This is a genomic window from Saccharopolyspora halophila (genome assembly GCF_039531955.1).
GTDB classification, from domain to species: domain Bacteria; phylum Actinomycetota; class Actinomycetes; order Mycobacteriales; family Pseudonocardiaceae; genus Saccharopolyspora; species Saccharopolyspora halophila.
The window spans coordinates 208091-234058 of the sequence record NZ_BAAARA010000010.1; the positions used below are offsets into that span (position 1 = coordinate 208091).

The 25968-nt window shown below is 71.1% G+C and carries 23 protein-coding genes; 14 read left to right on the forward strand and 9 right to left on the reverse strand.

Features of this window, described 5'->3' with window-relative positions:
- Window positions 1–118 precede the first annotated feature (118 nt).
- From ABD289_RS16650 to ABD289_RS16680, 7 genes are read left to right on the forward strand one after another with little or no spacing between them, the layout of a single operon-like run.
- Window positions 119–1513, forward strand: a complete 1395-nt coding sequence (locus ABD289_RS16650) for a nitrate/nitrite transporter (protein ID WP_344133031.1) — start codon at window positions 119–121, stop codon at window positions 1511–1513.
- A gap of 1 nt (window position 1514) precedes the next feature.
- Complete coding sequence (locus ABD289_RS16655) at window positions 1515–3581, forward strand: molybdopterin oxidoreductase family protein (protein ID WP_344133645.1); 2067 nt, start codon at window positions 1515–1517, stop codon at window positions 3579–3581.
- Window positions 3578–4993, forward strand: a complete 1416-nt coding sequence (locus ABD289_RS16660) for an FAD-dependent oxidoreductase (protein WP_344133035.1) — start codon at window positions 3578–3580, stop codon at window positions 4991–4993. Before ABD289_RS16655 ends, ABD289_RS16660 begins: the two co-directional genes overlap by 4 nt.
- The gene (nirB, locus tag ABD289_RS16665; protein ID WP_344133037.1) at window positions 4990–7509 is read left to right on the forward strand and encodes a nitrite reductase large subunit NirB; all 2520 of its coding nucleotides are present in this window, start codon (window positions 4990–4992) and stop codon (window positions 7507–7509) included. Before ABD289_RS16660 ends, nirB begins: the two co-directional genes overlap by 4 nt.
- A complete protein-coding gene (gene nirD / locus ABD289_RS16670) occupies window positions 7506–7829 on the forward strand; it encodes a nitrite reductase small subunit NirD (RefSeq protein WP_344133039.1) in 324 nt (107 codons plus the stop codon). The genes nirB and nirD overlap by 4 nt, the downstream gene beginning before the upstream one ends.
- Window positions 7826–8962, forward strand: a complete 1137-nt coding sequence (locus ABD289_RS16675; protein WP_344133042.1) for a uroporphyrinogen-III synthase — start codon at window positions 7826–7828, stop codon at window positions 8960–8962. The genes nirD and ABD289_RS16675 overlap by 4 nt, the downstream gene beginning before the upstream one ends.
- Window positions 8944–9630, forward strand: a complete 687-nt coding sequence (locus tag ABD289_RS16680; protein WP_344133045.1) for a sirohydrochlorin chelatase — start codon at window positions 8944–8946, stop codon at window positions 9628–9630. The genes ABD289_RS16675 and ABD289_RS16680 overlap by 19 nt, the downstream gene beginning before the upstream one ends.
- A 154-nt stretch (window positions 9631–9784) precedes the next feature.
- Here ABD289_RS16680 and ABD289_RS16685 read toward each other — a convergent pair whose 3' ends face one another.
- A complete protein-coding gene (locus tag ABD289_RS16685) occupies window positions 9785–10756 on the reverse strand; it encodes an EamA family transporter (RefSeq protein ID WP_344133048.1) in 972 nt (323 codons plus the stop codon).
- Window positions 10757–11020: 264 nt separating this feature from the next.
- Here ABD289_RS16685 and acnA point away from each other — a divergent pair, with 264 nt between their 5' ends.
- Window positions 11021–13807 (forward strand): aconitate hydratase AcnA, encoded by a 2787-nt coding sequence (gene acnA, locus ABD289_RS16690; RefSeq protein WP_344133051.1) that lies wholly within the window; start codon window positions 11021–11023, stop codon window positions 13805–13807.
- 143 nt (window positions 13808–13950) lie between these two features.
- Here the strand turns inward: acnA and ABD289_RS16695 are convergent, their stop codons facing one another.
- A complete protein-coding gene (locus ABD289_RS16695) occupies window positions 13951–14508 on the reverse strand; it encodes a class I SAM-dependent methyltransferase (protein WP_344133648.1) in 558 nt (185 codons plus the stop codon).
- 411 nt (window positions 14509–14919) lie between these two features.
- Window positions 14920–15063: a hypothetical protein gene (locus ABD289_RS16700; protein WP_344133054.1), complete on the reverse strand. Its 144-nt coding sequence runs from the start codon at window positions 15061–15063 to the stop codon at window positions 14920–14922.
- Between the two features lie 379 nt (window positions 15064–15442).
- Here ABD289_RS16700 and ABD289_RS16705 point away from each other — a divergent pair, with 379 nt between their 5' ends.
- Entirely contained in the window at window positions 15443–16099 is a 657-nt protein-coding gene (locus ABD289_RS16705) for a TetR/AcrR family transcriptional regulator (protein WP_344133057.1), read from the forward strand.
- A gap of 204 nt (window positions 16100–16303) precedes the next feature.
- Here the strand turns inward: ABD289_RS16705 and ABD289_RS16710 are convergent, their stop codons facing one another.
- A complete protein-coding gene (locus ABD289_RS16710) occupies window positions 16304–17650 on the reverse strand; it encodes a uracil-xanthine permease family protein (RefSeq protein WP_344133060.1) in 1347 nt (448 codons plus the stop codon).
- A gap of 185 nt (window positions 17651–17835) precedes the next feature.
- Window positions 17836–18240, reverse strand: a complete 405-nt coding sequence (locus ABD289_RS16715) for a DUF5313 family protein (RefSeq protein ID WP_344133063.1) — start codon at window positions 18238–18240, stop codon at window positions 17836–17838.
- A 216-nt stretch (window positions 18241–18456) separates the two neighbouring features.
- Here ABD289_RS16715 and ABD289_RS16720 point away from each other — a divergent pair, with 216 nt between their 5' ends.
- On the forward strand, window positions 18457–18615 hold the full coding sequence (locus ABD289_RS16720) for a hypothetical protein (protein ID WP_344133066.1): 159 nt from the start codon (window positions 18457–18459) through the stop codon (window positions 18613–18615).
- A gap of 136 nt (window positions 18616–18751) precedes the next feature.
- Here ABD289_RS16720 and ABD289_RS16725 read toward each other — a convergent pair whose 3' ends face one another.
- Window positions 18752–19924 carry a fumarylacetoacetate hydrolase family protein gene (locus ABD289_RS16725; RefSeq protein ID WP_344133069.1) on the reverse strand — a complete coding sequence of 391 codons (1173 nt, stop codon included), beginning with the start codon at window positions 19922–19924 and terminating at the stop codon, window positions 18752–18754.
- A gap of 218 nt (window positions 19925–20142) precedes the next feature.
- Here ABD289_RS16725 and ABD289_RS16730 point away from each other — a divergent pair, with 218 nt between their 5' ends.
- Entirely contained in the window at window positions 20143–20760 is a 618-nt protein-coding gene (locus tag ABD289_RS16730; protein ID WP_344133073.1) for a hypothetical protein, read from the forward strand.
- Between the two features lie 50 nt (window positions 20761–20810).
- Window positions 20811–21611 (forward strand): SDR family oxidoreductase, encoded by an 801-nt coding sequence (locus ABD289_RS16735; protein ID WP_344133077.1) that lies wholly within the window; start codon window positions 20811–20813, stop codon window positions 21609–21611.
- Between the two features lie 16 nt (window positions 21612–21627).
- On the opposite strand, the gene ABD289_RS16740 is transcribed toward ABD289_RS16735, so the two are convergent.
- Window positions 21628–22632, reverse strand: a complete 1005-nt coding sequence (locus tag ABD289_RS16740; RefSeq protein WP_344133080.1) for an NADP-dependent oxidoreductase — start codon at window positions 22630–22632, stop codon at window positions 21628–21630.
- 337 nt (window positions 22633–22969) lie between these two features.
- Window positions 22970–23962 carry a pirin family protein gene (locus ABD289_RS16745; RefSeq protein ID WP_344133083.1) on the reverse strand — a complete coding sequence of 331 codons (993 nt, stop codon included), beginning with the start codon at window positions 23960–23962 and terminating at the stop codon, window positions 22970–22972.
- Between the two features lie 75 nt (window positions 23963–24037).
- On the opposite strand from ABD289_RS16745, the gene ABD289_RS16750 reads away from it, so the two are divergent.
- Both ABD289_RS16750 and ABD289_RS16755 read left to right on the forward strand, forming a co-directional pair.
- Window positions 24038–24349 (forward strand): GNAT family N-acetyltransferase, encoded by a 312-nt coding sequence (locus tag ABD289_RS16750; RefSeq protein ID WP_344133087.1) that lies wholly within the window; start codon window positions 24038–24040, stop codon window positions 24347–24349.
- 84 nt (window positions 24350–24433) lie between these two features.
- Window positions 24434–25420: an aldo/keto reductase gene (locus ABD289_RS16755; protein ID WP_344133091.1), complete on the forward strand. Its 987-nt coding sequence runs from the start codon at window positions 24434–24436 to the stop codon at window positions 25418–25420.
- Window positions 25421–25511: 91 nt separating this feature from the next.
- Here the strand turns inward: ABD289_RS16755 and ABD289_RS16760 are convergent, their stop codons facing one another.
- A complete protein-coding gene (locus tag ABD289_RS16760) occupies window positions 25512–25934 on the reverse strand; it encodes a hypothetical protein (RefSeq protein ID WP_344133095.1) in 423 nt (140 codons plus the stop codon).
- Window positions 25935–25968: the final 34 nt, after the last annotated feature.

Below are 25968 nucleotides of genomic sequence, written 5' to 3' on the forward strand. Positions count from 1 at the left end.
GTTCCTGACGCCGGGGGAACCGCGCACGTGAAGCCTGTTTTGCTTGGCGGTAACGCGAAGCAACCAGCCTCGAAACAGCGGCTTCCTATCTTCGGAGCAACCGTTGAGAGGAGCCGTGTTGACCGCGATTACCCGGGCCACCAGAGGCCGCTGGATCGAGGGCTGGAACCCGGAGGACGAAGACCTCTGGGCGGCCGGCGGCAAGCAGGTCGCGCGCCGCAATTTGATCTTCTCGATCCTCTCCGAGCACATCGGGTTCTCCGTGTGGAGCATCTGGTCGGTGCTGGTGCTGTTCATGTCGCCGGAGATCGGCCTCGGCTTCACCGCTTCCGAGAAGTTCCTCCTGGTCCTCACCCCGAACCTGGTCGGCGCGCTGCTTCGCCTGCCCTACGCGGCGGCGGTGACCCGCTTCGGCGGCCGCAACTGGACGATCTTCTCCTCCGTCGCGCTGCTGGTCCCCGCGCTGGGCGCGTTCCACTTCGTGCAGCAGCCCGGCACTCCGCTGTGGGTGTTCCTGCTCATCGCGGCAACCGCCGGTGTCGGCGGCGGCAACTTCGCCTCCTCGATGACCAACATCACGATCTTCTTCCCGCAGCGGCTGCAGGGCTGGGCGCTGGGGCTCAACGCGGGCGGCGGCAACATCGGCGTGGCCACCATCCAGGTCATCGGCCTGCTGGTGATCGCCACCGCGGGCGGCGACCACCCGTCGTACGTGGCCGCGATCTACCTGCCGCTGATCGTGCTCGCCTCGGTGTGCGCCGCGCTGTTCATGGACAACGTCGACGCGATCAAGGCCAAGCCGGGTGCGCTGCGCGAGGCCTGCTCCAGCAGGCACACCTGGTGGATCTCGTTCCTCTACGTCGGCACGTTCGGTTCGTTCATCGGCTACAGCTTCGCCTTCGGGCTGGTGCTCAAGACCGAGTTCGGCTTCTCCGCGCTGCAAGCGGCGAGCTGGACGTTCCTGGGTCCGCTGCTGGGGTCGTTGTCGCGGCCGGTGGGTGGCCGGCTCGCCGACGCGCTCGGCGGTGCGCGGATCACGCTGTGGAACTTCGCGCTGATGGCCGCCGGGGTCGGGGTGCTGCTGATCGCCACGTCGCAGGGCTCGTTCCCGCTCTACATCGCCGCGTTCATCGTGCTGTTCACGCTGACCGGCATCGGCAACGGCTCCGTCTACAAGATGATCCCGGCGGTCTACGCCGCGGAGGCCGAGGACGCGGTCACCGGCGGCGGCGAGGCGACAGCGGCCTTCGCCAGGGCGCGGCGCCTGTCGGGTGCGGTCATCGGCATCGCGGGCGCGCTCGGCGCGCTCGGCGGGGTGGGCATCAACCTCGCGTTCCGCTCCTCCTACGGCGGCGAGGCCGCCAGCGGTGACGCGGCGCTGCTGCTCTTCCTCGCCTACTACGTGGTGTGCGTGCTGGTGACCTGGTCGATCTACCTGCGCGGGGCGCTCAAACGCGGCCGGACGCCTGCGGCGGTTCCGGCGAAGGAGACCGCGGGGGCCGGAAGTGCCTGAGCTGCGGACCGTGTCCACGCACTGCCCGTACTGCGCGCTGCAGTGCGGCACCCGGCTCACGCGGGAACGGCGCGGGGTGTCGGTGCAGCCCACGGACTTCCCGGTGAACCGGGGCGGGTTGTGCCAGAAGGGCTGGACGGCCCCTTCCCTGCTGGACGTCGAGGACCGGTTGCGCACTCCGATGGTGCGCCGCCGCGGCGAGCTCGTCGCGGTCTCCTGGGACGTCGCGCTGGACACCATCGCCGAGGGCATCGAGCGCATCCGGGCCGAGCGCGGCCCCGACGCGGTCGGGGTGTTCGGCGGCGGCGGTCTCACCAACGAGAAGGCCTACCTGCTGGGCAAGTTCGCCCGGCTGGGGTTGGGCACGAGTCAGATCGACTACAACGGCCGGTTCTGCATGTCCTCGGCCGCGGGCGCCGGCATCGCCGCGTTCGGGCTCGATCGCGGGCTGCCGTTCCCGGTGACCGATCTGGGCGGCGCGGAAGTCGTGCTGCTGGCCGGGGCGAATCCGGCCGAGACGATGCCTCCGCTGATGCAGCACCTGCGCTCGCCGGATCTGATCGTCATCGACCCGCGCAGCAGCGCCACGGCCGAGCAGGCCGCGCTGCACCTGCAGCCGTTGCCCGGCACCGATCTCGCCCTGGCGCTGGGGCTGCTGCACATCGCGGTGGTCGACGGGTTCGGCGACAGCGGATACATCGCCGCGCGCACCAGCGGTTTCGCGGACGCCTGGCAACGGGCGATGAGCTGGTGGCCCGAGCGGGTGGAACGGGTGACCGGGGTCCCGGTGACCGCGCAGCGCCGGGCGGTGCGGATGCTGGCGGAGGCGAGCTCGGCCTACGTGCTCACCGGCCGGGGCGCCGAGCAGCACAGCAAGGGCGTGGACACCGTCGCCGGGTTCATCAACCTGGCGCTGGCGCTGGGGCTGCCGGGGCGCGAGGGCAGCGGCTACGGCTGCCTGACCGGGCAGGGCAACGGCCAGGGCGGCCGCGAGCACGGCCAGAAGTCCGATCAGCTGCCCGGTTACCGGCTGATCACCGATCAGGCCGCGCGCGAGCACGTCTCCGAGGTCTGGGGCGTGCTTCCGGAGGTGCTGCCCGGCCCGGGGCGTTCGGCCTACGAGCTGCTCGACGCGTTGGGCACCGGGAACGGGCCGAGCGCGCTGCTGGTGTTCGGATCGAACCCGGCGGTCTCGGCTCCCAACTCCGGGCACGTGGTCGACCGGCTCCGGGCGCTGGAGCTGCTGGTGGTGGCCGACTTCGTGCCGTCGGAGACCGCCGAGCTGGCCGACGTGGTGCTGCCGGTGACCCAGTGGGCCGAGGAAGAGGGCACCATGACCAACCTGGAGGGCCGGATCCTGCGGCGCCGCCGGTTGCAGGTGCCGCCCGGCCACGCCCGCAGCGACCTGGAGGTCTTGCACGGCATCGCCACGCGGCTGGGCGAACCGGGGCACCGCTACCCCACGCAGCCGCGCGAGGTCTTCGACGAGCTGCGCCGCGCCTCGGCGGGTGGCAAGGCCGACTACTCGGGCATCAGCTACGAGCGGCTCGACGCCGGTGAGGCGCTGCACTGGCCCTGCCCGGACGGCGAGCACCCGGGCACTCCGCGGTTGTTCCTGGACGGTTTCGCGCACGCGGACGGGCGGGCGCGGTTCGCGATCGTCGAGCACCGCGACGCCGGGGACGTCCCGGAACAGGTCTTCCCGCTGACGGCTACGACGGGGCGGGTGCTGGCGCAGTACCAGTCGGGGGCGCAGACCCGGCGGGTCACCGCGCTCAACGAGGTCTCCCCCGAGGCCTTCGTGGAGATCCATCCGGACACCGCCACCCGCGCTGGTGTGTCCGACGGCGCGCTGGCCAAGGTCACCTCCCCGCGCGGCAGCGCGATCGCGAGGGTGCGCGTGGTCCGCACGATGCGCACCGACACCGTGTTCCTGCCGTTCCACTTCCCCGGCGACGGGCGGGCCAACCTGCTCACCGGCGATGCGCTGGACCCGCGCAGCAGGATGCCGGAGTTCAAGGTCAGCGCGGTGCGCATCGAGCCCCACCGGGATGTGGTGACGCCATGACCGCCTCGCCTCCGCTCGACCCGGTGGCAGGCCGGGTGCTGGTGATCGGCAACGGTCCGGCGGCGCACCGGCTGACCGAGCGGCTGCGCGCGCACGGGCACGAGGGCCCGATCACCGTGCTGGGCGCCGAGCCGGAACCGGCCTACAACCGGGTGCTGCTGGGTTCGGTGCTGGACGGGTCGCTGCCGGCCTCGGCAGTGGCGCTGCCGGAGGTCGACGCGCAGGTGCACCTGCGCCGCCCGGTGGCCGACATCGACCGCGCGCAACGGACCGCGCGCACCGGCGACGGCCAGGAGTTCGGCTACGACGTGCTGGTGCTGGCCACCGGTTCGCGCCCGCTGATGCCCGAGATCGCCGGCCTGGACCCGGCCCGGCTCGCGGCGTTGCGCACGCTGGGCGACTGCGCGCGGGTCGGCGCGGCCTCCGGCCCGGTCGCGGTGCTCGGCGGCGGCGTTCTCGGCGTCGAAACTGCGCGGGCGCTGCTGGCCCGCGGCCACGACATGGCGCTGGTACACCGCGAGCCGCACCTGATGGAGCACCAGCTCGACGAGATCGGCGGGCGGATGCTTGCCGAGCGGCTCGGCAAGCTCGGCGTCGACGTCCGGCTCGGGGTCAAGGCCGTCCGCCACCGCGAGGGACGGCTGGTGCTGGGCGACGGTTCCGAGGTCTCGGCAGAGATGGTGGTGGCCTGCACCGGTGTGTGGCCGGAGGTCACGCTCGCCCAGCGGGCCGGGGTCTCGGTCAACCGCGGTGTCGTCGTCGACGACCGGCTGCGCACCAGCGACCCGCGCATCCACGCCATCGGCGACTGCGCCGAGCACCGCGGTCGCACGGCAGGCCTGATCTCCGCGGCCTGGGAGCAGGCCGAGGTGCTGGCCGCGCAGCTGACCGGCGGTGAGACGGCCTACCAGGGCACTCCGACGGTCAACCGGTTGCGGGCGCGGGGCATCGACCTGGTCTCCATCGGCTCGGCGCGGGCACTGGCCGGTTCGGACGCGGAGATCGTGACGCTGTCGGATCCCGCGCGGGGGCGCTACGCCCGGCTCGCGCTGCACGACGGGCGCATCAGCGGCGCGGTGCTGCTGGGCTTCCCGGAGGCCATCGCCGCGGTGAGCCAGCTGCACGACCGGGGGCTGCCGATGCCCGCCGATCGGCTGTCGCTGCTGCTGGGCACCCCGGCGTCGGTGCCCGGGGCTCCGGTGGAGCTGCCGGAGGACGCGGTGGTCTGCCGCTGCAACAACGTCACCAAGAAGTCCTTGATCACCGCCTGGCACGGCGGTGCTCGCTCGGTGTCCGCGCTGGCCCGGGCAACGCGGGCGACCACCGGCTGCGGTAGCTGCGTCGACGACGTCGGCGCCGTGTGCACCGCGTTGGCCGAACGCATCGAATCAGAAAGGGAGGGCGCGGCATGACCCGCACGCTCATCGTCGTCGGCCACGGAATGGTCGGCCACCGGCTCGTCGAAACGCTCCGCGAACGCGACGGGGACGACACCTGGCGGATCGTCGTCCTCGGAGAGGAGACCCGTCCCGCGTACGACCGGGTGGCGCTGTCGTCCTACCTGGACGGCAAGAGCGCCGAAGACCTGAGCATGACCGGTCAGGACGTCCTCGACGACCCCATGGTCGAGCTGCGGCTGGGCGCGACCGCGTCCGCTGTGGACACCGGTGCGCGCACCGTGACGCTGGCCGATGGCGAGCCGCTGACCTACGACGCGCTGGTGCTGGCGACCGGTTCGCGGCCGTTCGTGCCACCGGTGCCCGGGCACCAGCTGCCGGGAACCTTCGTCTACCGCACCATCGAGGACCTCGACGCCATCCGCGACGCGGCCACCGAGGGGCGCGACGGCGTGGTCATCGGTGGTGGCCTGCTGGGTCTGGAGGCGGCCAACGCGCTGCGGCTGCTGGGCATGCGCCCGCACGTGGTGGAGATGGCGCCGCGGCTGATGCCGCTGCAGGTCGACGAGGGCGGCGGTCAGGTGCTGCGCGGTCTGGTCGAGGACCTGGGGCTGACCGTGCACGCCGGTGCCGCGACCCAGTCGATCGACGGCGAGGAGCGGGTCACCGGGGTGACGCTGGCCGACGGCACGGTCATCGACACCGACCTGGTGGTGTTCTCGGCCGGGGTGCGCCCGCGCGACGAGCTCGCCGAGATCGCCGGGGTCTCGCGCGGTGAGCGCGGCGGGTTCCTGGTGGACGAGGCCTGCCGCACCGATGTCGACGGGGTGTGGGCCATCGGCGAGTGCGCGGCGGTCGACGGTCGCTGCTACGGCCTGGTCGCCCCGGGCTACTCGATGGCCGAGGGCGTGGCCGAACAGCTGCTGGAGCTGGGCTCGGGCACGTTCCCGGGCGCGGACACGTCCACCAAGCTCAAGCTGCTCGGCGTGGACGTGGCCAGCTTCGGCGACGCGCACGGCACCACCGGGGGCGCGTTGGAGGTCGTCTACGCCAACAACGCCGCGGGCACCTACGCCAAGCTCGTGCTCTCCGACGACGCGCGGGTGCTGCTGGGCGGTGTGCTGGTCGGCGACGCCGGCGCCTACGGCGTGCTGCGGCCGCTGGTCGATCGCGAACTGCCAGCTCCGCCGGAGCAGCTGCTGCTGCCCGCCGGCTCCGGTGTGGACTCCGGTGCGCTGCCCGACGACGCGACGGTGTGCTCCTGCAACAACATCACCAAGGGGCAGATCACCGGCGCGATCGCCGAGCAGGAACTCACCGACGTCCCCGCGGTCAAGGAGTGCACGAAGGCCGGAACCAGCTGCGGGTCCTGCGTGCCGATGCTCAAGACGCTGCTCAACGAGTGCGGCGTGACGGTGTCCAAGGCGCTGTGCGAGCACTTCGCCCAGTCGCGCGCCGAGCTTTTCGAGATCGTGCAGGCCACCGGCATCGAGTCGTTCTCCGAGCTGATCACCAAGCACGGCAGCGGCCGAGGTTGCGACATCTGCAAGCCCGCGGTGGCTTCGATCCTGGCCAGCCTGGGCCACGGGCACATCCTCGAGGGCGAGCAGGCGAGCCTGCAGGACACCAACGACCGGTTTCTGGCCAACCTGCAGCGCAACGGCACGTACTCGGTCGTTCCCCGGGTTCCGGGCGGGGAGATCACCCCGGAGAAGCTGGTCGTGCTCGGCGAGGTCGCCAAGGAGTTCGGTCTCTACACCAAGATCACCGGTGGTCAGCGCATCGACCTCTTCGGCGCCAGGGTGGAGCAGCTGCCGCAGATCTGGCAGAAGCTGGTCGAGGCCGGGTTCGAGTCGGGTCACGCCTACGGCAAGGCGTTGCGCACCGTGAAGTCCTGCGTGGGCAACGACTGGTGCCGCTACGGCGTGCAGGACTCGGTGGCCATGGCCATCCGCCTGGAGCTGCGGTACCGGGGTCTGCGGTCCCCGCACAAGCTCAAGTCCGCCGTGTCCGGCTGCGCCCGCGAGTGCGCCGAGGCGCGCGGCAAGGACTTCGGCGTGATCGCCACCGAGAAGGGCTGGAACCTCTACGTCGGTGGCAACGGCGGCTTCACCCCGCGGCACGCGGAGCTGCTGGCCTCCGATCTCGACGACGAGGAGCTGATCAGGCTCATCGACCGGTTCCTGATGTTCTACGTGCGCACCGCCGATCGGCTGCAGCGGACCTCGGCGTGGCTGGAGTCCCTCGACGGCGGTCTCGAGCACGTGCGGGAGGTGGTCGTGCGGGACTCGCTGGGCATCGGTGCCGAACTCGAAGCCGCGATGGCCCGGCACGTCGACGGTTACACCGATGAATGGGCCGGCGTGCTCGACGACCCGGGCAAGCTCGCGCGCTTCGTGTCGTTCGTCAACGCCCCGGACGCACCGGATCCGACGATCCGGTTCATCCAGGAACGGGGCCAGATCCGGCCCGACCCGGTCGTGTTGCCGATGCCCGCATTCGGGGCTCAGAACCAGGAGGTGCACTCGTGACCTGGCAGCAGATCTGCGAACTGGACGTGCTCGCGCCCGAGGACGGCGTTCCCGCGCTCGTCGGCGAGCACCCGGTGGCGCTGTTTCGCACCCGCGACGACCAGCTGTTCGCCGTCGGCAACATCGACCCGTTCTGCGGGGCCGGCGTGATCAGCCGCGGCATCGTGGGCGACCGTGGCGGCGAGCCCGTAGTGGCCTCACCGATGCTCAAGCAGGCGTTCTCGCTGCGCACCGGGGAGTGCTTGGACGACCCGGACAAGTCCTTGCCGACCTACCGGGTGCGCGAGCGCGACAACGTCGTGGAGGTCGCGCTTCCTTGAACGAACTCACCGGCTACACCGTCGGGGTGACCGCAGCCCGCCGAGCCGAGGAATTCGGCTCGCTGCTCGAGAGCCGCGGCGCCCGGGTCGTGCACGGCCCGGCGCTGCGGCTGCTGCCGTTGTCCGACGACACCGAGCTCCACCGGGCCAGCCAGGAGTGCATCGAGAATCCGCCGGACGCCGTGGTGGCCACCACCGGCATCGGGTTCCGGGGCTGGGTGGAGGCCGCCGACGGATGGGGCATCGGCACCGACCTGCTCGAGGCGCTGCGCGGCGCGCGACTGCTGGCGCGCGGGCCGAAGGCACGCGGAGCGGTGGGCACCGCGGGTCTGCCCGAGCCCTGGTCGCCGGCCTCGGAGTCCTCGGCGGAGCTGCTCGACCACCTCCTCGACGACGGGCTCGACGGCAAGCGCGTCGTGGTGCAGCTGCACGGCCAACCGCTGCCGCACTTCGTCGAGGCGTTGCGGTGCGCGGGGGCGCAGGTGATCGAGATCCCGGTGTACCGGTGGGCGGCTCCGGCCGACACCACGGCGCTGGAGAACCTGCTGTCGGCGGCGCGCGGGCAGCAGCTCGACGCGGTGACCTTCACCAGCGCCCCCGCCGCGGCCGGGTTGCTCGCGCTGGCGGCCGAGCGGGGTGTCCGCGAGGAACTGGTGGGCGCGTTGCGCGGGCCGGTGCTGGCCGCCTGCGTCGGTCCGGTCGCGCGAGCTCCGCTGGCCGAGCACGGCATCGAGGCGGTGGTTCCGCAGCGCTACCGCCTCGGCGCGCTGGTTCGGACGCTGTGCGAAGCGTTGCCCAAGCGCTCCCCCACGCTGCCGGTCGCGGGCCGCGAGCTGCAGGTGCGCGGGCACGCCGTGCTGCTCGACGAGGAGGTCAAGCCGATTTCCCGGCAAGGCATAACGCTGCTGCGCACCCTGGCGCTGGAGCCGGGCCGGGTGATCTCCCGGCGGGCGCTGGCCGAGGCGCTCAGCAGTGCGGGCGGTTCGGCCGACGAGCACGCGGTCGAACAGGCGGTGGCCCGCCTGCGCGCGGCGCTGGGGGTGCCCGGCCTGGTGCAAACCGTGATCAAACGCGGATATCGACTTCCGCTGGAACCGATGAGGGATGCCCCGCGATGCGCAGAGCCGAGTTGAACCGCCCGCTGCTGCTGGTCGCCCACGGCACTCGGGAGCCGGCAGGCCCCCGGGTGATCGAACGGCTGGCCGCCGCCGCGGCGCAGCGCCTGGACGTGCCGGTGCACGTCGGCTACGTCGACGTCATCGGCCCTACCGTGGCCGAGGCGCTGTCCACGATGGACGGGCCGGTCGTGGCGCTGCCCGCGTTCTTGGCCGCCGGATACCACGTGCGCACCGACCTGCCCGAGCAGATCGCGGCCACCCAGCGCGGGGACGTCGTCATCGCCGAACCGCTCGGGCCCGCCCCGGAGATCACCACCGCCCTGCTGGACCGGCTCACCGAGGCCGGGTGGCGGCCGGGGCGTCCGGTCCGCTTCGCCGCGGCCGGTTCCTCCGACGAGCGCGCGCTGACCGACGTCCGCACCGCGGCGGATCAGCTCGGCCGGCGATGCCGCCAGTGGCTGACCCCGAGCTACGTCACGACCGCATCCCCAGCCACCGGGGAGGCCTGCCGCCCAACGGACTTCATCGCCCCCTACCTCCTGGCCCCGGGCCTGTTCCACCAATGGCTCGCCGACATCCCGGCAGCGGGCATCGCCGACCCGATCGGCGTCCACCCGGCCATCGTGGACCTCATCACCCGCCGCTACCGCGCGACCCAAACCAGCGGCGCCTCCGCCGCCTAGCGAGCTGACAGTTTTGCCTAAAGCTGTACGGACAAAACGGACATGGTTATGCGACAGTTATAGGCAAAACTGTCACCACAGCGCGCACGTCCGGCGGGTTCTGGCGCATTGATCTGGTCGGGAGCGCGGCGGAGCCGCTGTTTCGGGTGGGGGCTCAGTCGGGGCGGTGGGCCGCTTGCAGGGGGCCTAGGTCCGGCTCGGCGTTGGGGGCCGCTCGTTGGGCGATGTAGGCGCCGGCGAGGATCAGGGCGCCGCCGATGAGCTGCATCGGGCCGAGCTGCTCGGAGAGCAGGGCCCAGGCCAGCAGGGTGGCCACCACCGGCTCCAGGAAGGCGATGCCTCCGGCGACCTGCGGGGTCAGCCTGCGCACCGCGACGATGCCGGTCAGGTAGGCCAGCACCGTGCTGATCACCACGATCCAGGCCACCGCGATCAGCGCCGGAACCTGGTGGCCTGCCAGCACGACGTCGCCCGCCAGCAGCGCCCAGTCGATCTCCCACGGCCGCGCGATCACGCTGACCACCACCGTGGCCAGCAGCAGCCCGTACCCGGCCAGCGCGAGCGGATCGACGTGATCGGCGCTGTCGGCCAGCAAGAAGTACGTGGCCTGGCAGCAGGCCGCCCCCAGGCCGAACAGCAAACCGATCGGGTTGAAGCTCAGGCCCGACCACAGTTCGACGACGAAGACCAGGCCGACCACCGCGAGCACCACACCCGTGGTGGCCGAGCGGCTCACCGGCCTGCGGCGCGCGAACCGGATCCAGCCCAGCACGATCACCGGCCCGAGGAACTCGATCAGCAGCGCCACACCCACCGGCACGGTCGCGATCGCCGCGAAGTAGCAGACCTGCACACCGGCAACCGCGAACAAGCCGTACCCCGCCAGCAGACCGGGCACGCGGCGCGGCACCCCGAGGTGACGCACCAGCAGGGGCAGCATCAGCAGCGCACCGCCCGCCAGCCGCAGCCAGGCCACCTGCAGCGGGCTCAGGCCCGCGGTGATCAGCGGCTTGGCGAAGGGGCCCGAACCGCCGAAGAACACCGCGGAGGCGATGGCCACGGCCACACCGGCCGAACGGGCGTTTCGAACCGGGGACGAGACTGCGGGATCGACCGGGGCGCTCACGTGACCAATCGAAACATGACCACCACAATTTCGGCACCACCGTGCCAGAAGTCGTCCGATTTGCCCGTTTGCCGGACAACGCAGTCTGGAAATCCAGCGGTTTTTCACGTGCGGGCACATGTGATCGGCGGTTCAGGTCACCCTTTGTTGAGCCCTTATACAGGACGCACGTACTGTTAGTGGCGAAGAGCGCGAGCAACCCGCGCACGCTCAGCTGACGTGCGCGAGACTCGCAATCGTTCCCGAACTTGCGCCCGTCGCGAGATGGAGTTGAACGTGACCGCACCTGCGAGCAAGGACAGCTTCGGCGCCCGCGGCCAGCTGAACGTCGGCGATGCCTCCTACGAGGTGTTCCGGCTCAGCGCCGTGGATGGTGCCAACCGGCTGCCCTACAGCCTCAAAATCCTGATGGAAAACCTGTTGCGCACCGAGGACGGTGTCAACATCACCGACGAGCACGTGCGCGCCCTGGCCAACTGGGACGCCAAGTCCGAGCCGTCCACCGAGATCCAGTTCACCCCCGCCCGGGTGATCATGCAGGACTTCACCGGTGTGCCGTGCGTGGTCGACCTCGCCACCATGCGCGAGGCCGTCGCCGAACTCGGCGGCGACACCTCCAAGGTCAACCCGCTGGCCCCGGCCGAGATGGTCATCGACCACTCGGTGATCATCGACGTGTTCGGCCAGCAGGACGCCTTCGAGCGCAACGTCGAATTCGAGTACGGCCGCAACAAGGAGCGCTACCAGTTCCTGCGCTGGGGCCAGGGCGCCTTCGACGAGTTCAAGGTCGTCCCGCCCGGCACCGGCATCGTGCACCAGGTCAACATCGAGCACCTGGCCCGCTCGATCATGAGCCGCAACGGCCAGGCCTACCCGGACACCTGCGTCGGCACCGACTCGCACACCACCATGGTCAACGGCCTGGGCGTGCTGGGCTGGGGCGTCGGCGGCATCGAGGCCGAGGCCGCGATGCTCGGCCAGCCGGTCTCGATGCTCATCCCGAAGGTCGTCGGCTTCAAGCTCACCGGTGAGATCCCGCCCGGTGCCACCGCCACCGACGTGGTGCTGACCATCACCGAGATGCTGCGCAAGCACGGCGTGGTGGGCAAGTTCGTCGAGTTCTACGGCGACGGCGTGGCCTCGGTGCCGCTGGCCAACCGCGCCACCATCGGCAACATGAGCCCGGAGTTCGGCTCCACCGCGGCGATCTTCCCGATCGACGAGGAGACCGTCCGCTACCTCAAGCTCACCGGCCGTTCCGCCGAGCAGGTCGCGCTCGTCGAGGCCTACGCCAAGGAACAGGGCCTGTGGCACGACGCCGACCACGAGCCGGAGTACTCCGAGTACCTCGAGCTGGACCTGTCCACCGTGGTCCCCTCGATCGCCGGCCCGAAGCGCCCGCAGGACCGCATCGCGCTGTCCGAGGCCAAGGACTCGTTCCGCAAGACGCTGCCGGACTACGCCTCCGCCGATGACGACGCGGCGCTGGACGAGGCCGGTGCGGAGTCCTTCCCCGCCAGCGACGCCCCGTCGGTCACCCACTCGGCGGCCGACGGCTCCAACGGGCGGGTCTCCAAGCCCACCAAGGTCTCCTCCTCGGAGCTGGGCGAGTTCACGCTCGACCACGGTGCCGTGGTGATCGCCTCGATCACCTCCTGCACCAACACCTCGAACCCCTCGGTGATGCTGGGCGCGGCGCTGCTGGCCCGCAACGCCGTGGACAAGGGCCTGACCCGCAAGCCGTGGGTCAAGACCTCGATGGCCCCGGGCTCGCAGGTCGTCACCGACTACTACGAGAAGGCCGGCCTGTGGCCGTACCTGGAGAAGCTCGGCTTCCACCTGGTCGGTTACGGCTGCACCACCTGCATCGGCAACTCCGGCCCGCTGCCGGAGGACGTCTCCGCCGCGGTGCAGAAGAACGACCTCTCGGTCACCTCGGTGCTGTCGGGCAACCGGAACTTCGAGGGCCGGATCAACCCCGACGTCAAGATGAACTACCTGGCCTCGCCGCCGCTGGTCATCGCCTACGCGCTCGCCGGGACGATGGACTTCGACTTCGAGAACGACGCGCTGGGCACCGACGACGAGGGCAACCCGGTCTTCCTGCGCGACATCTGGCCGTCGCCGCAGGACGTTCAGGACGTCATGGACTCGGCGATCACCAACGAGATGTTCACCTCCTCCTACGAGGACGTGTTCAAGGGTGACCAGCGCTGGCAGGAGCTGCCCACGCCGGAGGGCGAAACCTTCGAGTGGGACCCGAACAGCACCTACGTGCGCAAGCCCCCGTACTTCGACGGCATGGGCATGGAGCCCGCGCCGGTGCAGGACGTCTCCGGGGCTCGCGTGCTGGCGCTGCTGGGCGACTCGGTCACCACCGACCACATCTCGCCCGCCGGTGCCATCAAGCCGGACTCGCCGGCCGGTCGCTACCTCTCCGAGAACGGCATCGAGCGCAAGGACTTCAACTCCTACGGTTCCCGTCGCGGCAACCACGAGGTGATGATCCGCGGCACCTTCGCCAACATCCGGCTGCGCAACCTGCTGCTGGACGACGTGCAGGGCGGCTACACCCGGGACTTCACCCAGGAAGGCGCCCCGCAGGCCTACATCTACGACGCCGCGCAGAACTACGCCGCCAACGACATCCCGCTGGTGGTGCTCGGCGGCAAGGAGTACGGCTCCGGTTCCTCGCGCGACTGGGCAGCCAAGGGCACCCGCCTGCTGGGCGTGCAGGCCGTCATCGCCGAGTCCTTCGAGCGCATCCACCGCTCGAACCTGATCGGCATGGGCGTCATCCCGCTGCAGTTCCCGGAGGGCTCCTCGGCGCAGTCCCTCGGCCTGGACGGCACCGAGACCTACGACATCTCCGGCATCGCCGCGCTCAACAACGGCGAGACCCCGGAGACCGTCAAGGTCACCGCGACCAAGTCGAACGGCTCGGCGGTGGAGTTCGACGCGGACGTCCGCATCGACACCCCTGGTGAGGCGGACTACTACCGCAACGGCGGCATTCTCCAGTACGTGCTGCGGAACATGGTTCGTTCCTGACCCCCTACCGATCCGGTAGGTACTGACGAGCCGGGCCGGTGCGCCACAAGCGCACCGGCCCGGCTCTTTGTCGTCAGTTCTCGTGCTCGATCCGCCCGCGACGCGCGAGCCGCGGAGTACGCAGCTCGCGCGCGGCGGGCGGTTCAGGGCAGGTTCGGGCGGCGGCAGACGTAGGTGCGCGCCGGTGGCACGTTGCGCCACACGGTGTGCGAGGTGAGGACCTCGTCGAAGCACACGTCGAGGCGACGGCGGAACTGACGGGCGCCCGCCATGCCCAGGGCGTGCGTGTAGGCGAAGGTGGTGAACGCGCCACCGGGGGCGAGCGCGCCGCCGACCTGGCGCAGGATCTCGTGCTGCAGCCGCGCCGGGAAGATCGACCAGGGCAACCCGCTGACCACCGCGTCCACCCGGTCAACACCGGCATCGGCCAGCAGCGAACCGAGTTCGGAAGCGTCGCCCTGAATCACCTCGAGCCAGGGAAGCCGGGTGCGCAGGTGCTCGACCATGCCGTCGTCGAGCTCGATGGCCAAGTGCCTGCCCGCTGCGGGCAGCCGGTCGGCGATGGCGCCGCTGAGCGCGCCGGTACCCGGTCCGAGTTCGACGACCGTCGGACTACCGGTGCGGGGCACCACGCCGGCCATCGCGCGGGCCAGCGCAGGAGAGCTGGGAGCGACCGCACCCACCGCGCCCGGATTGCGCACCGCCCGTTCCAGGAAGGTCCGGTAGGTCGACAGCAGCGAGCCGTTCGCGCCTCCGGGAAGCGCCCCCGAACCGGGCGAGGTGGTCTTCGGCTGAGGACTGCGGGGCGCGTCAGGTGTGGTCACGGATGCCTTCCCGATCGGTGGTTCCGGTCGTCGCGGCAGCCAGCTTATCCGGCGGGCCGCGAGCGGGCGCACACCAGTGCGCTGAACCACTGGGTTCGGCGTCGCACCGGAGGGAGAAAGGGCCTGCCGCGCCGTTGGGCGGCATTCACGTCGTGGCCATCTCGCGGCCACCGACAATCAAGGGAGAGAAATTCCGAGAATGGTGTAACGAAAAGCGCCGCGAAAGCGATTCGCGAATGGCTTCACGGGCTTGCACCCGGCAGGAGCAAGCCCGTGCGCGCGCATGCGTCAGACGAGCTCGGCAGGCCCGGTGGACTCGATGATCCGGTCGTGCCCGGCCGGCTCGCTCCGGCGGATCCAGCTGGTCAGCGCACCCGCGACCGCCACGAGCACCGCCGCTTCCGCCAGCAGGGCCACCCACACCGTCGCCACTCCTTGCCTCCTTTCCTAAGCCGCCCCGACTTCCGAACGCGCGCACGCTTGGACACCCGCCACCGCGGGTCGAACGGAAGTAGGTTTGGGAGAATGCCCTTTCGTCAACAATTCTAGGGCCGCGCCCGGCGCGTTCGAAGGCGGGCCGGAGTAATCTGCGTCGCATTCCGACGGCCGATCAGCGAAGGCCGGACGGGCCCACGAGCGATCCCGCGGCCAAGATCGTCGATCACGATCGCCCGGCTGCCCTCCGGGAACGGCCACCCGCACCGATCGATCACCCACTTTCGGCCAGGACTGACTGGATGATCTTCATCCGGCTGCGCGGACGCCGCCCGTGCGACAATCCGCGCAACCCGACTGGACCGAAGTGAGGAACATGACGACCGACCCGACACCGCGGCTGCGTGCCGACGCCCGCCGGAACCGCGACCGGATCATCGCCACCGCGCGCGACGTGTTCACCGAACGCGGGACCGAGGTGCCGATGGAGGAGATCGCGCGCGAGGCCGGCGTGGGCGTGGGCACCCTCTACCGCCGGTTCCCGGACCGCGATTCGCTGATCCGCGAGGTCGCGGTGGAGGCCTTCGAGCGACTCATCGCGGACACTCACTCGATCATCGAGGAGGAACCGGACGCCTGGCGCGCGCTCAGCAAGCTGCTGCACCGCGCCAGCGATCTGCGCACCATCGCCCGGTTGACGCTGCTGTCCCCGCGCGCCCGCGAGATCCTGGCCGCCGATCCGACCACCGACGCCGTGCACAACCGGTTCATGGACACCCTGGACACGCTGATCAAACGCGCCCAGGACGACGGAACGCTGCGCACCGACGTCAGCACCGGCGATCTCGGGGTCATCGTCGGGCTGCTCCTGCAGGGCGTGCAGGTCATGCCGGACGAGGTGCGCGAGGTCCTGCCGGGGCGCTACCTCACGCTGCTGCTCGACGGCCTGCGCCCGGAGGCTCCCTCGCAGCTGCCGGGGCGCGCGATCCGCGCCGAGGAGGTCATCTTCCGCCATCCCGAACCCGAGGAGTGAGCCGCGGCTCGGCCCACGGCGGGCCGGGAGCCGTTCGGGCACGCGCCGCGGTGCGCGCCGTACCGGGTGCGGGATCGACCCGCACGATCGCGAGCGCTCAGCGGTTCTCCGGCGAGGACGCCGCAACGCCGCGCGTCAGGTGTTGCCGGGACCGGAGAACCGCTGAGCGAGCCACCCGCACCGCCGGGCGGGCGATGCCGGCTCCTAGCCGCGAGGCTGCCGGGCCGTTGCGGTGCGCAGCAGGTGGTATCCGATCAGGGTCACCAGTGTGCCCAGGGCGATCCCGCTGATCTCGAACTGCGGGGTGACCTGCAGCGACACCCCGCCGATGCCCGCGACCAGCCCGGCCGCCAGCGGCAGCAGGTTGACCGGATCGGCGAAGTCCACCCGGTTCTCCACCCAGATCTTGGCGCCGAGCAGGCCGATCATGCCGTAGAGCACCACGGTGATGCCGCCGAGCACACCACCGGGCGTCGCCGCGATGACCGCCCCGAACTTCGGGCACAACCCGAAGCCGATCGCCACGATCGCCGCGACCCAGTAGGCGGCCGTGGAGTAGACCCTCGTGGCCGCCATGACACCGATGTTCTCGGCGTAGGTCGTCGTGGGCGGGCCGCCCACGACGCTGGAGAGGGCGCTGGCGAAGCCATCGGCGAAGATCGCCCGGCCGAGCCGGTCGTCCAGGTTCGCACCGGTCATCTGCTCGACGGCCTTGACGTGCCCGGTGTTCTCGGCGATCAGCGCGATCACGGCGGGCAGCACGACCACGATCGCGGTCAGGTCGAACGAGGGACCGTGCAGCTGCGGGAGCCCGAACCACGGGGCGTCGGCCACGCCGGAGAGGTCCAGGCGCAGGTGCGTGGTCACGTCACCGTCGGAGTTCGGTGCGGTGATCGGCCCGAAGGCGAGATCGAACAACCAGGACAGCGCGTAGCCGGCGACCAGGCCGAGGAAGACCGCGACGCGCCCCCAGAATCCGCGCAGCAGCACGCTGCCCGCCAGCACCACGATCATGGTGATCAGCGCTGTCCACTGGTCCTGCGGCCAGTACGTTTCGGCCACCACGGGTGCGAGGTTGAACCCGATGAGCATCACCACGGCACCGGAGACCGCGGGCGGCAGCGCCCGGTGCACCGGCCCGGAGCCGACGAAGTGCACGATCAGCCCGATCGCGCCGAGCACCAGCGCGCACACCAGGATCGCGCCGGTGACCGTGGAGCTGTCCCCACCTCCCGCGCGAATCACGGTGACCGCACCGACGAACGAAGCGCTGCTGCCGAGGTAGCTGGGGACCTTGCCCTGCACGATGAGCAGGAACAGGATCGTGGCGAACCCCGAGACCATGATCGCCAGGTTCGGGTCCAGGCCCATCAGAACGGGGAACACGAAGGTGGCGCCGAACATCGCCACCACGTGCTGGACGCCGAGCCCGACGGTGCGCGGCCAGGACAGCCGCTCGTCCGGGGCCACCGCTTCCCCCGGGCGCGGCGTTCCGCCGTCGCCGTGCAGCTTCCAGCCGATGCCGAGCTTGGCACCCAGTCCCTGCCGCATGGTGCGCCTTCCTGTTCCGCCCGCGACGCGGGACCCCGCCGAAATAGGACGCGGGACCCCGCCGAAATAGCCTGCGGAACTCTACAAACCGGGTGGGCTGTGACCGGCGTCGCGGCCGGAGATCGTTCGCACCCGCAGGTCACCGCCGCCGGGACGATCGGTGACGGGGCCGAGCGGCTCTTCGCTCACTCCCACCAGGGCCGGTAACCCACCCCGTGCTTGCCCGCGCGCTTCAGGTCCCGGCGCAGCGCCCGGGTGTCCCGGGCGACGCCGGGAGGAAAGCCGTGCTTGATGGCCCGGTGCTCGCCGGTCTCGCCCATGTAGCAGATCGAGTAGAACAGGCCGACCGAAAGACCGAGACCCATCGAGCTCAGACGTATCCACATCGGGCCCGGCAGGAACATGAGCGCGGCGCAGAGCGGGGCGAGCTGGGTCAGCGCCCTGGCCATGTGCCGCAGCACCCAGGTCTGGCAGGTGACGTCGTGCAGGACCCACTCGGCGCACCGGTCCGGCAGCTTTCCCCCGAAGGCGTACCAGACCCATTGCGCCGGGTTGGGCCGGTTCGACGGCGCGGGCGGGTCGGTCGCCATTTCTCCAGGTTAGTCTTCATCGAGTGGCTGCGGAGCCGTCCGTTCGGCCCACGCCGGATCCTATTCGCCCACCGCCCGGGAGAGACCTGACGCCATCACAGAGGGTGACTCGCGTCACATTCGAGTGATCTCGTGTCACGCCGATCGGGGGTAGACGTCTCACGGGTAACGAGCTCGAGCCGGGCTCGGCCGGGAAGAGACAGAGGGGTGAGGGACATGTTCGTCGTCGTGGTGGCGCTGCTGCTGGTCGTGGTCCTGGGGTACGTGATGTTCACCGACGCGCTCGATGACGCCGGGTCGATGACGACCAAGCGGGGAATCAAGGACATCCTGGCGCAGGTCCGGCGCAGCGCGACGTTCCCGGGCCAGCGCTGAGCCTCGGCCCGCGCGCTCGACGCGCGTGACGGTCGCGGGCGGCGGGCTGGCCGCCCGCGCCGAGCCGGGGACGAGGACGGCCCGGGGTGGCCCCATTCGAGGGGCGTGGGGCCACCCCGGGCGCACGACCCGCCGGTCAGGTCGCCAGCAAACCGCGCCGGGCGAGGTTGGACAGCAGCGCGCGGACGCCGAAGTCCCACGGCGGGCAGTCCTCGCTGCGGGCCACCCGACCGGCCAGGGTGCCGAGCTTCGGAGTCGAGATCCGCACGACGTCGCCGACGTGGTGGGTGAAGCCCTTGCCTTCGGCACCTCGATCCTCGGTGGGCGCGAACAGGGTGCCGGTGTAGAGGATCAGCCCGTCCGGGTACTGGTGGTGTCTGCCCACCGCGGCGGCGGCCAGCTCCAGCGGGTCGCGGCTGATCTCCCGCATCGTGCTCACTCCGTCGAGCGAGAAACCGTCCACACCGGTGACTTCCAGCCGCAGGTCCAGCTCGCGCACGTCGTCCAGGCCGAACGAGTCGTCGAACAACCGCAGGAACGGGCCGAGAGCGGCCGAGGCGTTGTTGTCCTTGGCCTTGGGCAGCAGCAGCGCGCTGCGGCCCTCGACGTCGCGGAGGTTCACGTCGTTGCCCAGCGTGGCGCCCACGATCGTCCCGTCGCTGCGGAGGGCCAGCGCGACCTCGGGTTCCGGGTTGTTCCAGTCCGAACCTCCCGCGATGCCGACCTCGGCACCCAGGCCGACCGCCGCCAGCAGCGGCGCCTTGGTGAAGATCTCCGGGTCCGGCCCGAGGCCGACCTCGAGGTATTGCGACCAGAGGCCGTCGCGCACGAGCACCTCCTTGACCGCCGCGGCCTCCGAGGAACCCGGCGCGACGGCCGACAACGTGCCGCCGATCGCCGCCTCGACCTGAGCCCGGGTCTCGGCGGAGCGGGAGCTGTCGCCACCGGAGCGCTCCTCGATGACCCGCTCCAACATGCTCTGCACGAAGGTGACCCCAGCGGCCTTGAGCACCTGCAGGTCGGAAGGCGCGAGCAACCGAGCGCCCGGACCTCCCGCGAGGGTCTCGGCCAGCACCGCCTCCAGCGGCCAAGCCCCCCGAGCGGGCGCGTTCCGCGCGATCGCGCCGGCATCGGGGTGCTCGAGCAGGTCGGTCAGCGTCGGCGCAGTATCGGTGAGGTCGACCAGCTGGTCACCGCGCACGGCGACCACGGCAGGCCCGTCCTCCACCGGGTCGTGCAGGCGGCCGACCAACGTGGCGGCGTCCCGGTCCTGCGGCAGGGCGTCGAATGCGTCCTCGAGCAGCTTCACGTCACACCTCTCGATCGAGTTGACCGCAACGTATCGCCCCGAACACGGGACGCCGATCCTTCGCGCGTGACTTTCGCCAACCCGTCCAGGAGGATGGTCACCTGCTGCTCTTGTGCCGTATCGTTCGCATCGCCTCACTCATTCGGGTGAGGCGATGCCGAGAACGGACCAATCGACAGTGGGGTGACACAGCAGTGGGCTCGTCATCGTTACCGCGAGTGCGCGGCCGCCACCGACGCGACAACAAGTGGCGTTATGCCGCCCCCGTGCTCGGCTACACCGTCGCCGCGGCGCTCGCCGTGGTAGCGGCCACCAGCGCGCACTACGGACAGGTCCGTTCCGAGGAAGCCGCCAGCTCCGAGCTCGACGACACCGCCCGCGCGCACGCCGCGCCGCGCGACCGGGCGTACCTGCCCCGGATCGTTCCGTCCCAGGGCGATCCCGCCGAAGCGGCTCCGCCCACTCCCCCGGCCGGACCCGCACCCGCCCCGACCCGGCTCGCGCACGTCGTCCCCGAACCCGCTCAGCAGGAGACGACCTCGCAGCCGGAACCGGAGCCGACCACCAGCGAGCGCCGCACCGCACCGAGCACGACCGAGCCCGCGCCGAGCACGAGCGAGGCGACGGCCCCCGCCGAGGAACCCACCCCCGGCACCACGTCGAACGGCGACGCCGGGCCCACCGAACCGAGGACCACGCAGCCGGAGCCGACCGGCTCGGAAACGACCGAGCCGGAGGAATCCGACGCGGAGACGCCCGAGGAGGAGCCGTCGCGCGGGCTCGTCGGCGGTGTCGTGGAGGGCGTGACCGACCCGGTGCTGGGTCTGCTGCGCTAGCGGTTCGGGCCAGCCGGTGGGATCGTCCTTGGCGAGGAGGTGGTCCTGCGATGGAAACGGTCGCGATCACCGGCGGTACCGGTCACCTGGGGCGCGAGCTGGTGCAACTGCTCAAACCAACCCACCGGGTTCGAATCCTGACGCGCCGCGCCGGCACGGACCCGGAGGTCGAATGGGTGCCGGGCGATCTCGGCACCGGCAGCGGGATCGACGACCTGGTCGCCGGGGCGCAGACCTTGGTGCACGCCGCGACGTGCTCCCCCGTCGCGCAACGCGGGTTCCCGCACCCGATCGACTTCCGACGGACTCCACCGGACGTCGACGTCGACGGCACCGAACGACTCCTCGATGCGGCGGCCGCCGCCGGGGTGAGACACGTGCTCTACGTGTCGATCGTCGGCGTGGACCGGCCCGCGCTCCCCTACCTCCAGCTCAAGCACACCGCCGAAGAGCTGGTCAGCGTCGCCGATGTGCCCTGGACGATCGCCCGCGCGACCCAGTTCCACTGGCTCCTGGACCGGGTGCTCGGCAAGGCCTCGCGGCTGCCCGTGCTGCCGCTGCCCGGGGCGTTGCAGGTGCAGCCGGTCGACGCGCGCGATTTCGCCGCCGATCTCGTCGAGGCCATCACCGGTGGTCCGGCGGGTCGGCGGCTGGACTTCGGCGGTCCCGAGGTGCTCACCCTTCGCCAGGCGCTGCACACCTGGCGCGACGTGCGCGGCGGCACCAAGCGGATTCTCGACGTGCCCGTGCCGAAGCGCTTCCGGCGCATCGCCGCCGATTGGACCTGCCCGGGAGAACGACGCGGGAAGAAGACCTGGGCGGAGTGGCTGCACGACCACCCCGCCCAATAGCCCACCGAGCGCGCGATCAGGCGATCTTGACCAGCATCTTGCCGGTGTTGTCGCCGCGCAGCACGCCGAGGAACGCGTCCGGGGCGTTGCGCAGACCGTCCACCACGGTCTCGCGGTAGCTGATCTTGCCGTCGCGCAGCCAGGCACCGACCTCGGCGACGAACTGGTCCTTGATGTGGGCCCGGTCCATCACGATGAAGCCCTCGACCTTGAGCCGCTTGCTGACCATCATGAACATGTTGCGCGGCCCCGGCTGCGGGGTCTCCGCGTTGTACTGCGAGATCATCCCGCACTCGGCGAACCTGGCGAAGTCGTTGGCCACCGAGATCGCCGCCTCGAGGTGATCACCGCCGACGTTGTCGAAGTACACGTCGATGCCCTCGGGCGCCGCCGCCTTGAGCTGCTCGACCACCGGGCCGTCGTGGTAGTTGAAGGCGGCGTCGAAGCCCACCTCGTCGAGCAGGTACTGCACCTTCTCCGCCGACCCGGCGCTGCCGATGACCTTCCTGGCCCCGCGCAGCTTGGCGATCTGCCCGGCCAGCGAGCCGACCGCACCGGCGGCACCGGAGATGAACACGACGTCGCCCTCCTGCTGCTCGGCGACGTCGACCAGGCCCGCGTACGCGGTCATCCCGGGCATGCCCAGCACGTACAGGTAGGCGTTCAGCGGAGCGGCCGAGGGGTCCACCTTGGTGGCCTGCTTGGCCGGGACCGCCGCGTAGTCGCGCCAGCCGGAGTTGTGCAGCACGTGGTCACCCACCGCGAAGCCCTCCGCGTTGCTCTCCACGACCTCGCCGACGGCGCCGCCCTCCAGCGGGGCGCCGACCTCGAACGGCGGCACGTAGGACTTCCCGGCGCTCATCCGGCCGCGCATGTAAGGGTCGACGCTCATCACCAGGTTGCGCACCAGCACCTCGCCCTCAGCGGGCTTCGGCGCTGCCACCTCGGCGATGTCGAAGTTCTCCAGCGTCGGCCAGCCGTTCGGGCGGGACGCCAACCGGATTTCGAGACCCTCGCTCATCTACTGCTCCAATCACGAATACTTTTTCCGTCCCGAGCTTACGTCCGGCCGGGCGGACGCGGGCCACGCGCCGGGCTCCGATGTGGAGACTCATCACACGGCGGCGGCCCGTGAGCGCGCCCGCTTCTCGGCGCCGATCCGACCGCGCCGCGCTTGACCGGCGAGAACGCGGACGGGGCGCGCCACGTCCCGGAGGCCGAGCCGCGGGTCGCAGCACGGGTGTCCGAACCCGCTCGGGCCCGGCGCCGCCGAGCGAAGTGGCCGTACGACAGCAGCGGCGCGGAGTTCGCGGAGCCGCTCGGGTTCGGCTGCCCGCACCACCGAGCGAGGCGAGAGCCTACGAGTCGTACCGGGTGCGCCCCCGGGCGCGCAGCGCGACGTTGGGCAGTTCCGGCGCGCGCAGAGCCGGGTCGGCGTAGCCGCGCACGACGCCGAAGCGGCTTTCCTCGTGCGGATTCGTGCGGTCCCGCTCCCATTCGGCACGCGCCTCGGCGACCTCGTCGTGACTGCGCCCCACGAAGTTCCACCACATCACGATCCGCTCGTCGAACGGCACTCCGCCGAGCAGCATGGCGCGGCCGGGCCCCTCGGAGGAGATCGTCACCTCGTCGGGGCCCTGCCCCACGTAGAGCATCTCCCCGGTGGCCACCGGCCGACCGTTGACCGCCACGTCCGACAGGGCCAGCACGGCGTACTCGAAATCCGCTTCGGCCGGGATGCGCATGGTCGCACCGGCGTGGATGGCCAACTCGGCTCCGACCAGCGGGGTGTAGGTCCTGGCCGGGGAGGTGCGGCCGAGCAGCTCGCCCATCAGCACCGTCGCCCGGCCTTCCGGGGTGGTCGCGACCGGGAGGTCGCCGTGGTGCTCGAAGTGCGGATCGACGCCGCGGCGGTCAGCGGGCAGCGCGATCCACAGCTGCGCGCCGTGCAGGATCGGCGAGTGATCGGCAGGCGACTCCTCGGAATGCGAGATGCCGTGCCCCGCGGTCATCAGGCTGAGCTGGCCCGGCTCGATGAGCTGGGTGTTGCCCAGGCTGTCGCGGTGCAGCACCTGCCCTTCGAGCAACCAGCTGACCGTCTGCAGACCGGTGTGCGGATGCGGCGGGACCTGCATGCCCGGCTGATCGGTGATGTCCGCGGGGCCGTAGAAGTCGGTGAAGCACCAGGCGCCGACCATCCGGCGATCGCGGTTGGGCAGCGCCCGTCCGACGAGCATGGCCCGCGGGCCGCCGAGCGGGACGGAGCGCGGCTGCAGCAGTTCCGGTTCGGGCTCGGCCGCTGCCACTCCGCCGCAAGCCAGCTCTGCCGGGTCCTCTTCGACGTTGCTCACGCCTGTCAGCCTCCTCCATCCGCCACGTCGATGCACAATCATGCCCGAGTCGCAGTCAACGACGGGAGCACACCGGTGACCACCGAATCCGAGGTCAAGGACAATCCGTCCGCCAGCCGCTTCGAAGTCCACGTCGACGGGGAGCTCGCGGGCTTCGCCGAGTACAAGCTCAAGACCGGCCAGATCTCGTTCACCCACACCGAGGTCGACGACCGGTTCAGCGGTCGCGGACTGGCGAGCGAGCTGGTTCGCGCGGCACTCGACGAGGCGCGCGACCGCGAGCTGGCGGTGCTGCCGTTCTGCCCGTACGTCCGCGGCTGGATCGCCAAGCACCCCGACTACGTCGACCTCGTGCCCGCCGATCGGCGCGCCGGGTTCGAGCTGTGAGCGCTCCCAGATAGTGAGCCTGGCTAACCAGTTCGAGCTAGGCTGACCGCAGTCCTTCCGCACCAACGCGATCGGAGTCGATCCGTGTCAGACACTCCCCCGCCCCGCCGCGGGCTCGGCAGCGACGGTCCCGAGGTCAGCGCCATCGGTTACGGCGCGATGGGCTTATCCGGCGTCTACGGCGCCGCCGACGACGCCGAATCCGAGCGCCTGCTCAACGAGCTGCTGGATCTCGGGGTGAACTTCCTGGACACCGCCGACGTCTACGGCGACGGGCACAACGAGAAGCTGATCAGCGGCCCGCTGCGCGAGCGCCGCGACGAGGTCGTGCTGGCCACCAAGTTCGGCGCGAACAAGGAGACCGGCGGCGGCAAGCCCGAGTACGTCCGGCAGGCCGTCGAGGCCAGCCTGTCCCGGCTGGGCACCGAGCACATCGACCTGTACTACCTGCACCGGCTGGACCGCACCACGCCGATCGAGGACACGGTCGGTGCGATGGCCGAGCTCGTCGCCGAGGGCAAGATCGGCCACATCGGGCTCTCCGAGATCAGCGCCGCGACGCTGCGCCGAGCGCACGCGGTGCACCCGATCTCCGCGGTGCAGCAGGAGTACTCGCTGTTCACCCGCGATCTCGAGGCCGAGGTGCTGCCCGCGATCCGCGAGCTGGGCGCGAGCCTGGTGGCCTACTCCCCGCTCGGCCGCGGCGTGCTGACCGGTGCGTTCAACGCCGTCTCGGACGTGGAGAACCTGGAGGTCCGCAAGCAGCGCTACCCGCGGTTCCAGGAGGAGAGCCTGCAGCGCAACATCGAGCTGACCCGGCCGCTGCGCGAGCGCGCCGACGAGCTCGGCATCACCCCCGCCCAGCTCGCGCTGGCGTGGCTGCTGGCCCAGGGCGAGGAGATCCTGCCGATCCCGGGCAGCCGCCGGATCGAGCGCGTGCGGGCCAACATCCAGGCCGCCAACGTGCAGCTGTCCCCGGAGCTCGTCGCCGAGCTCTCCGATCAGTTCCCGCCCGGCGCGGCCGCGGGCGACCGCTACCACCCGGAGGGAATGGCCCGGCTGGACCGCTGAGCCTCCGAGTTCCACCGTTCGCGGGCCGGAAGTCCCGGCCCGCGAACCAGGAGCGTCACCGCTGGTGATCGGCGCGAGGTCCGGCCGATCGTCACCGGTGCGGTTCCGGGGCGAGATCCAGTGCCTGGGGCGTCCGGCGATTGCTGCGCGCTCCTAACGCGATGGAGTGCGGGATCCCGTTGCGGACGTGCGCCCACACGTCGGGTTGTTGCGGGCCGTCCAGCGCGATCCGAACGGCCCGCCGGTGACCGCGCAGGTCGAGGCGCACCTCGGGACCGCTGTCGTGCGCGATGGCGTGCGTCAGCTCGAAGGTGCGCACCCACCGCCCCCTCGCCTCGCGCAACCATTCGGCGCCCGCCGAGCAGGGCATCAACCCGTTCCGCTGCGGCGTCACCAGAGCGTGCGCGGCGACGAAGGCCACGAGCAGCGCCAGCAGCAGCGAAGACCGGAGAGCGCGGAGGTCCACCGCGCCCGCGGTCGCGGCCCACACCAACAGCAGGAGCGATCCCGTCACGGCGTCGACCGCGGCCGATCGATGCTCGCCGGGT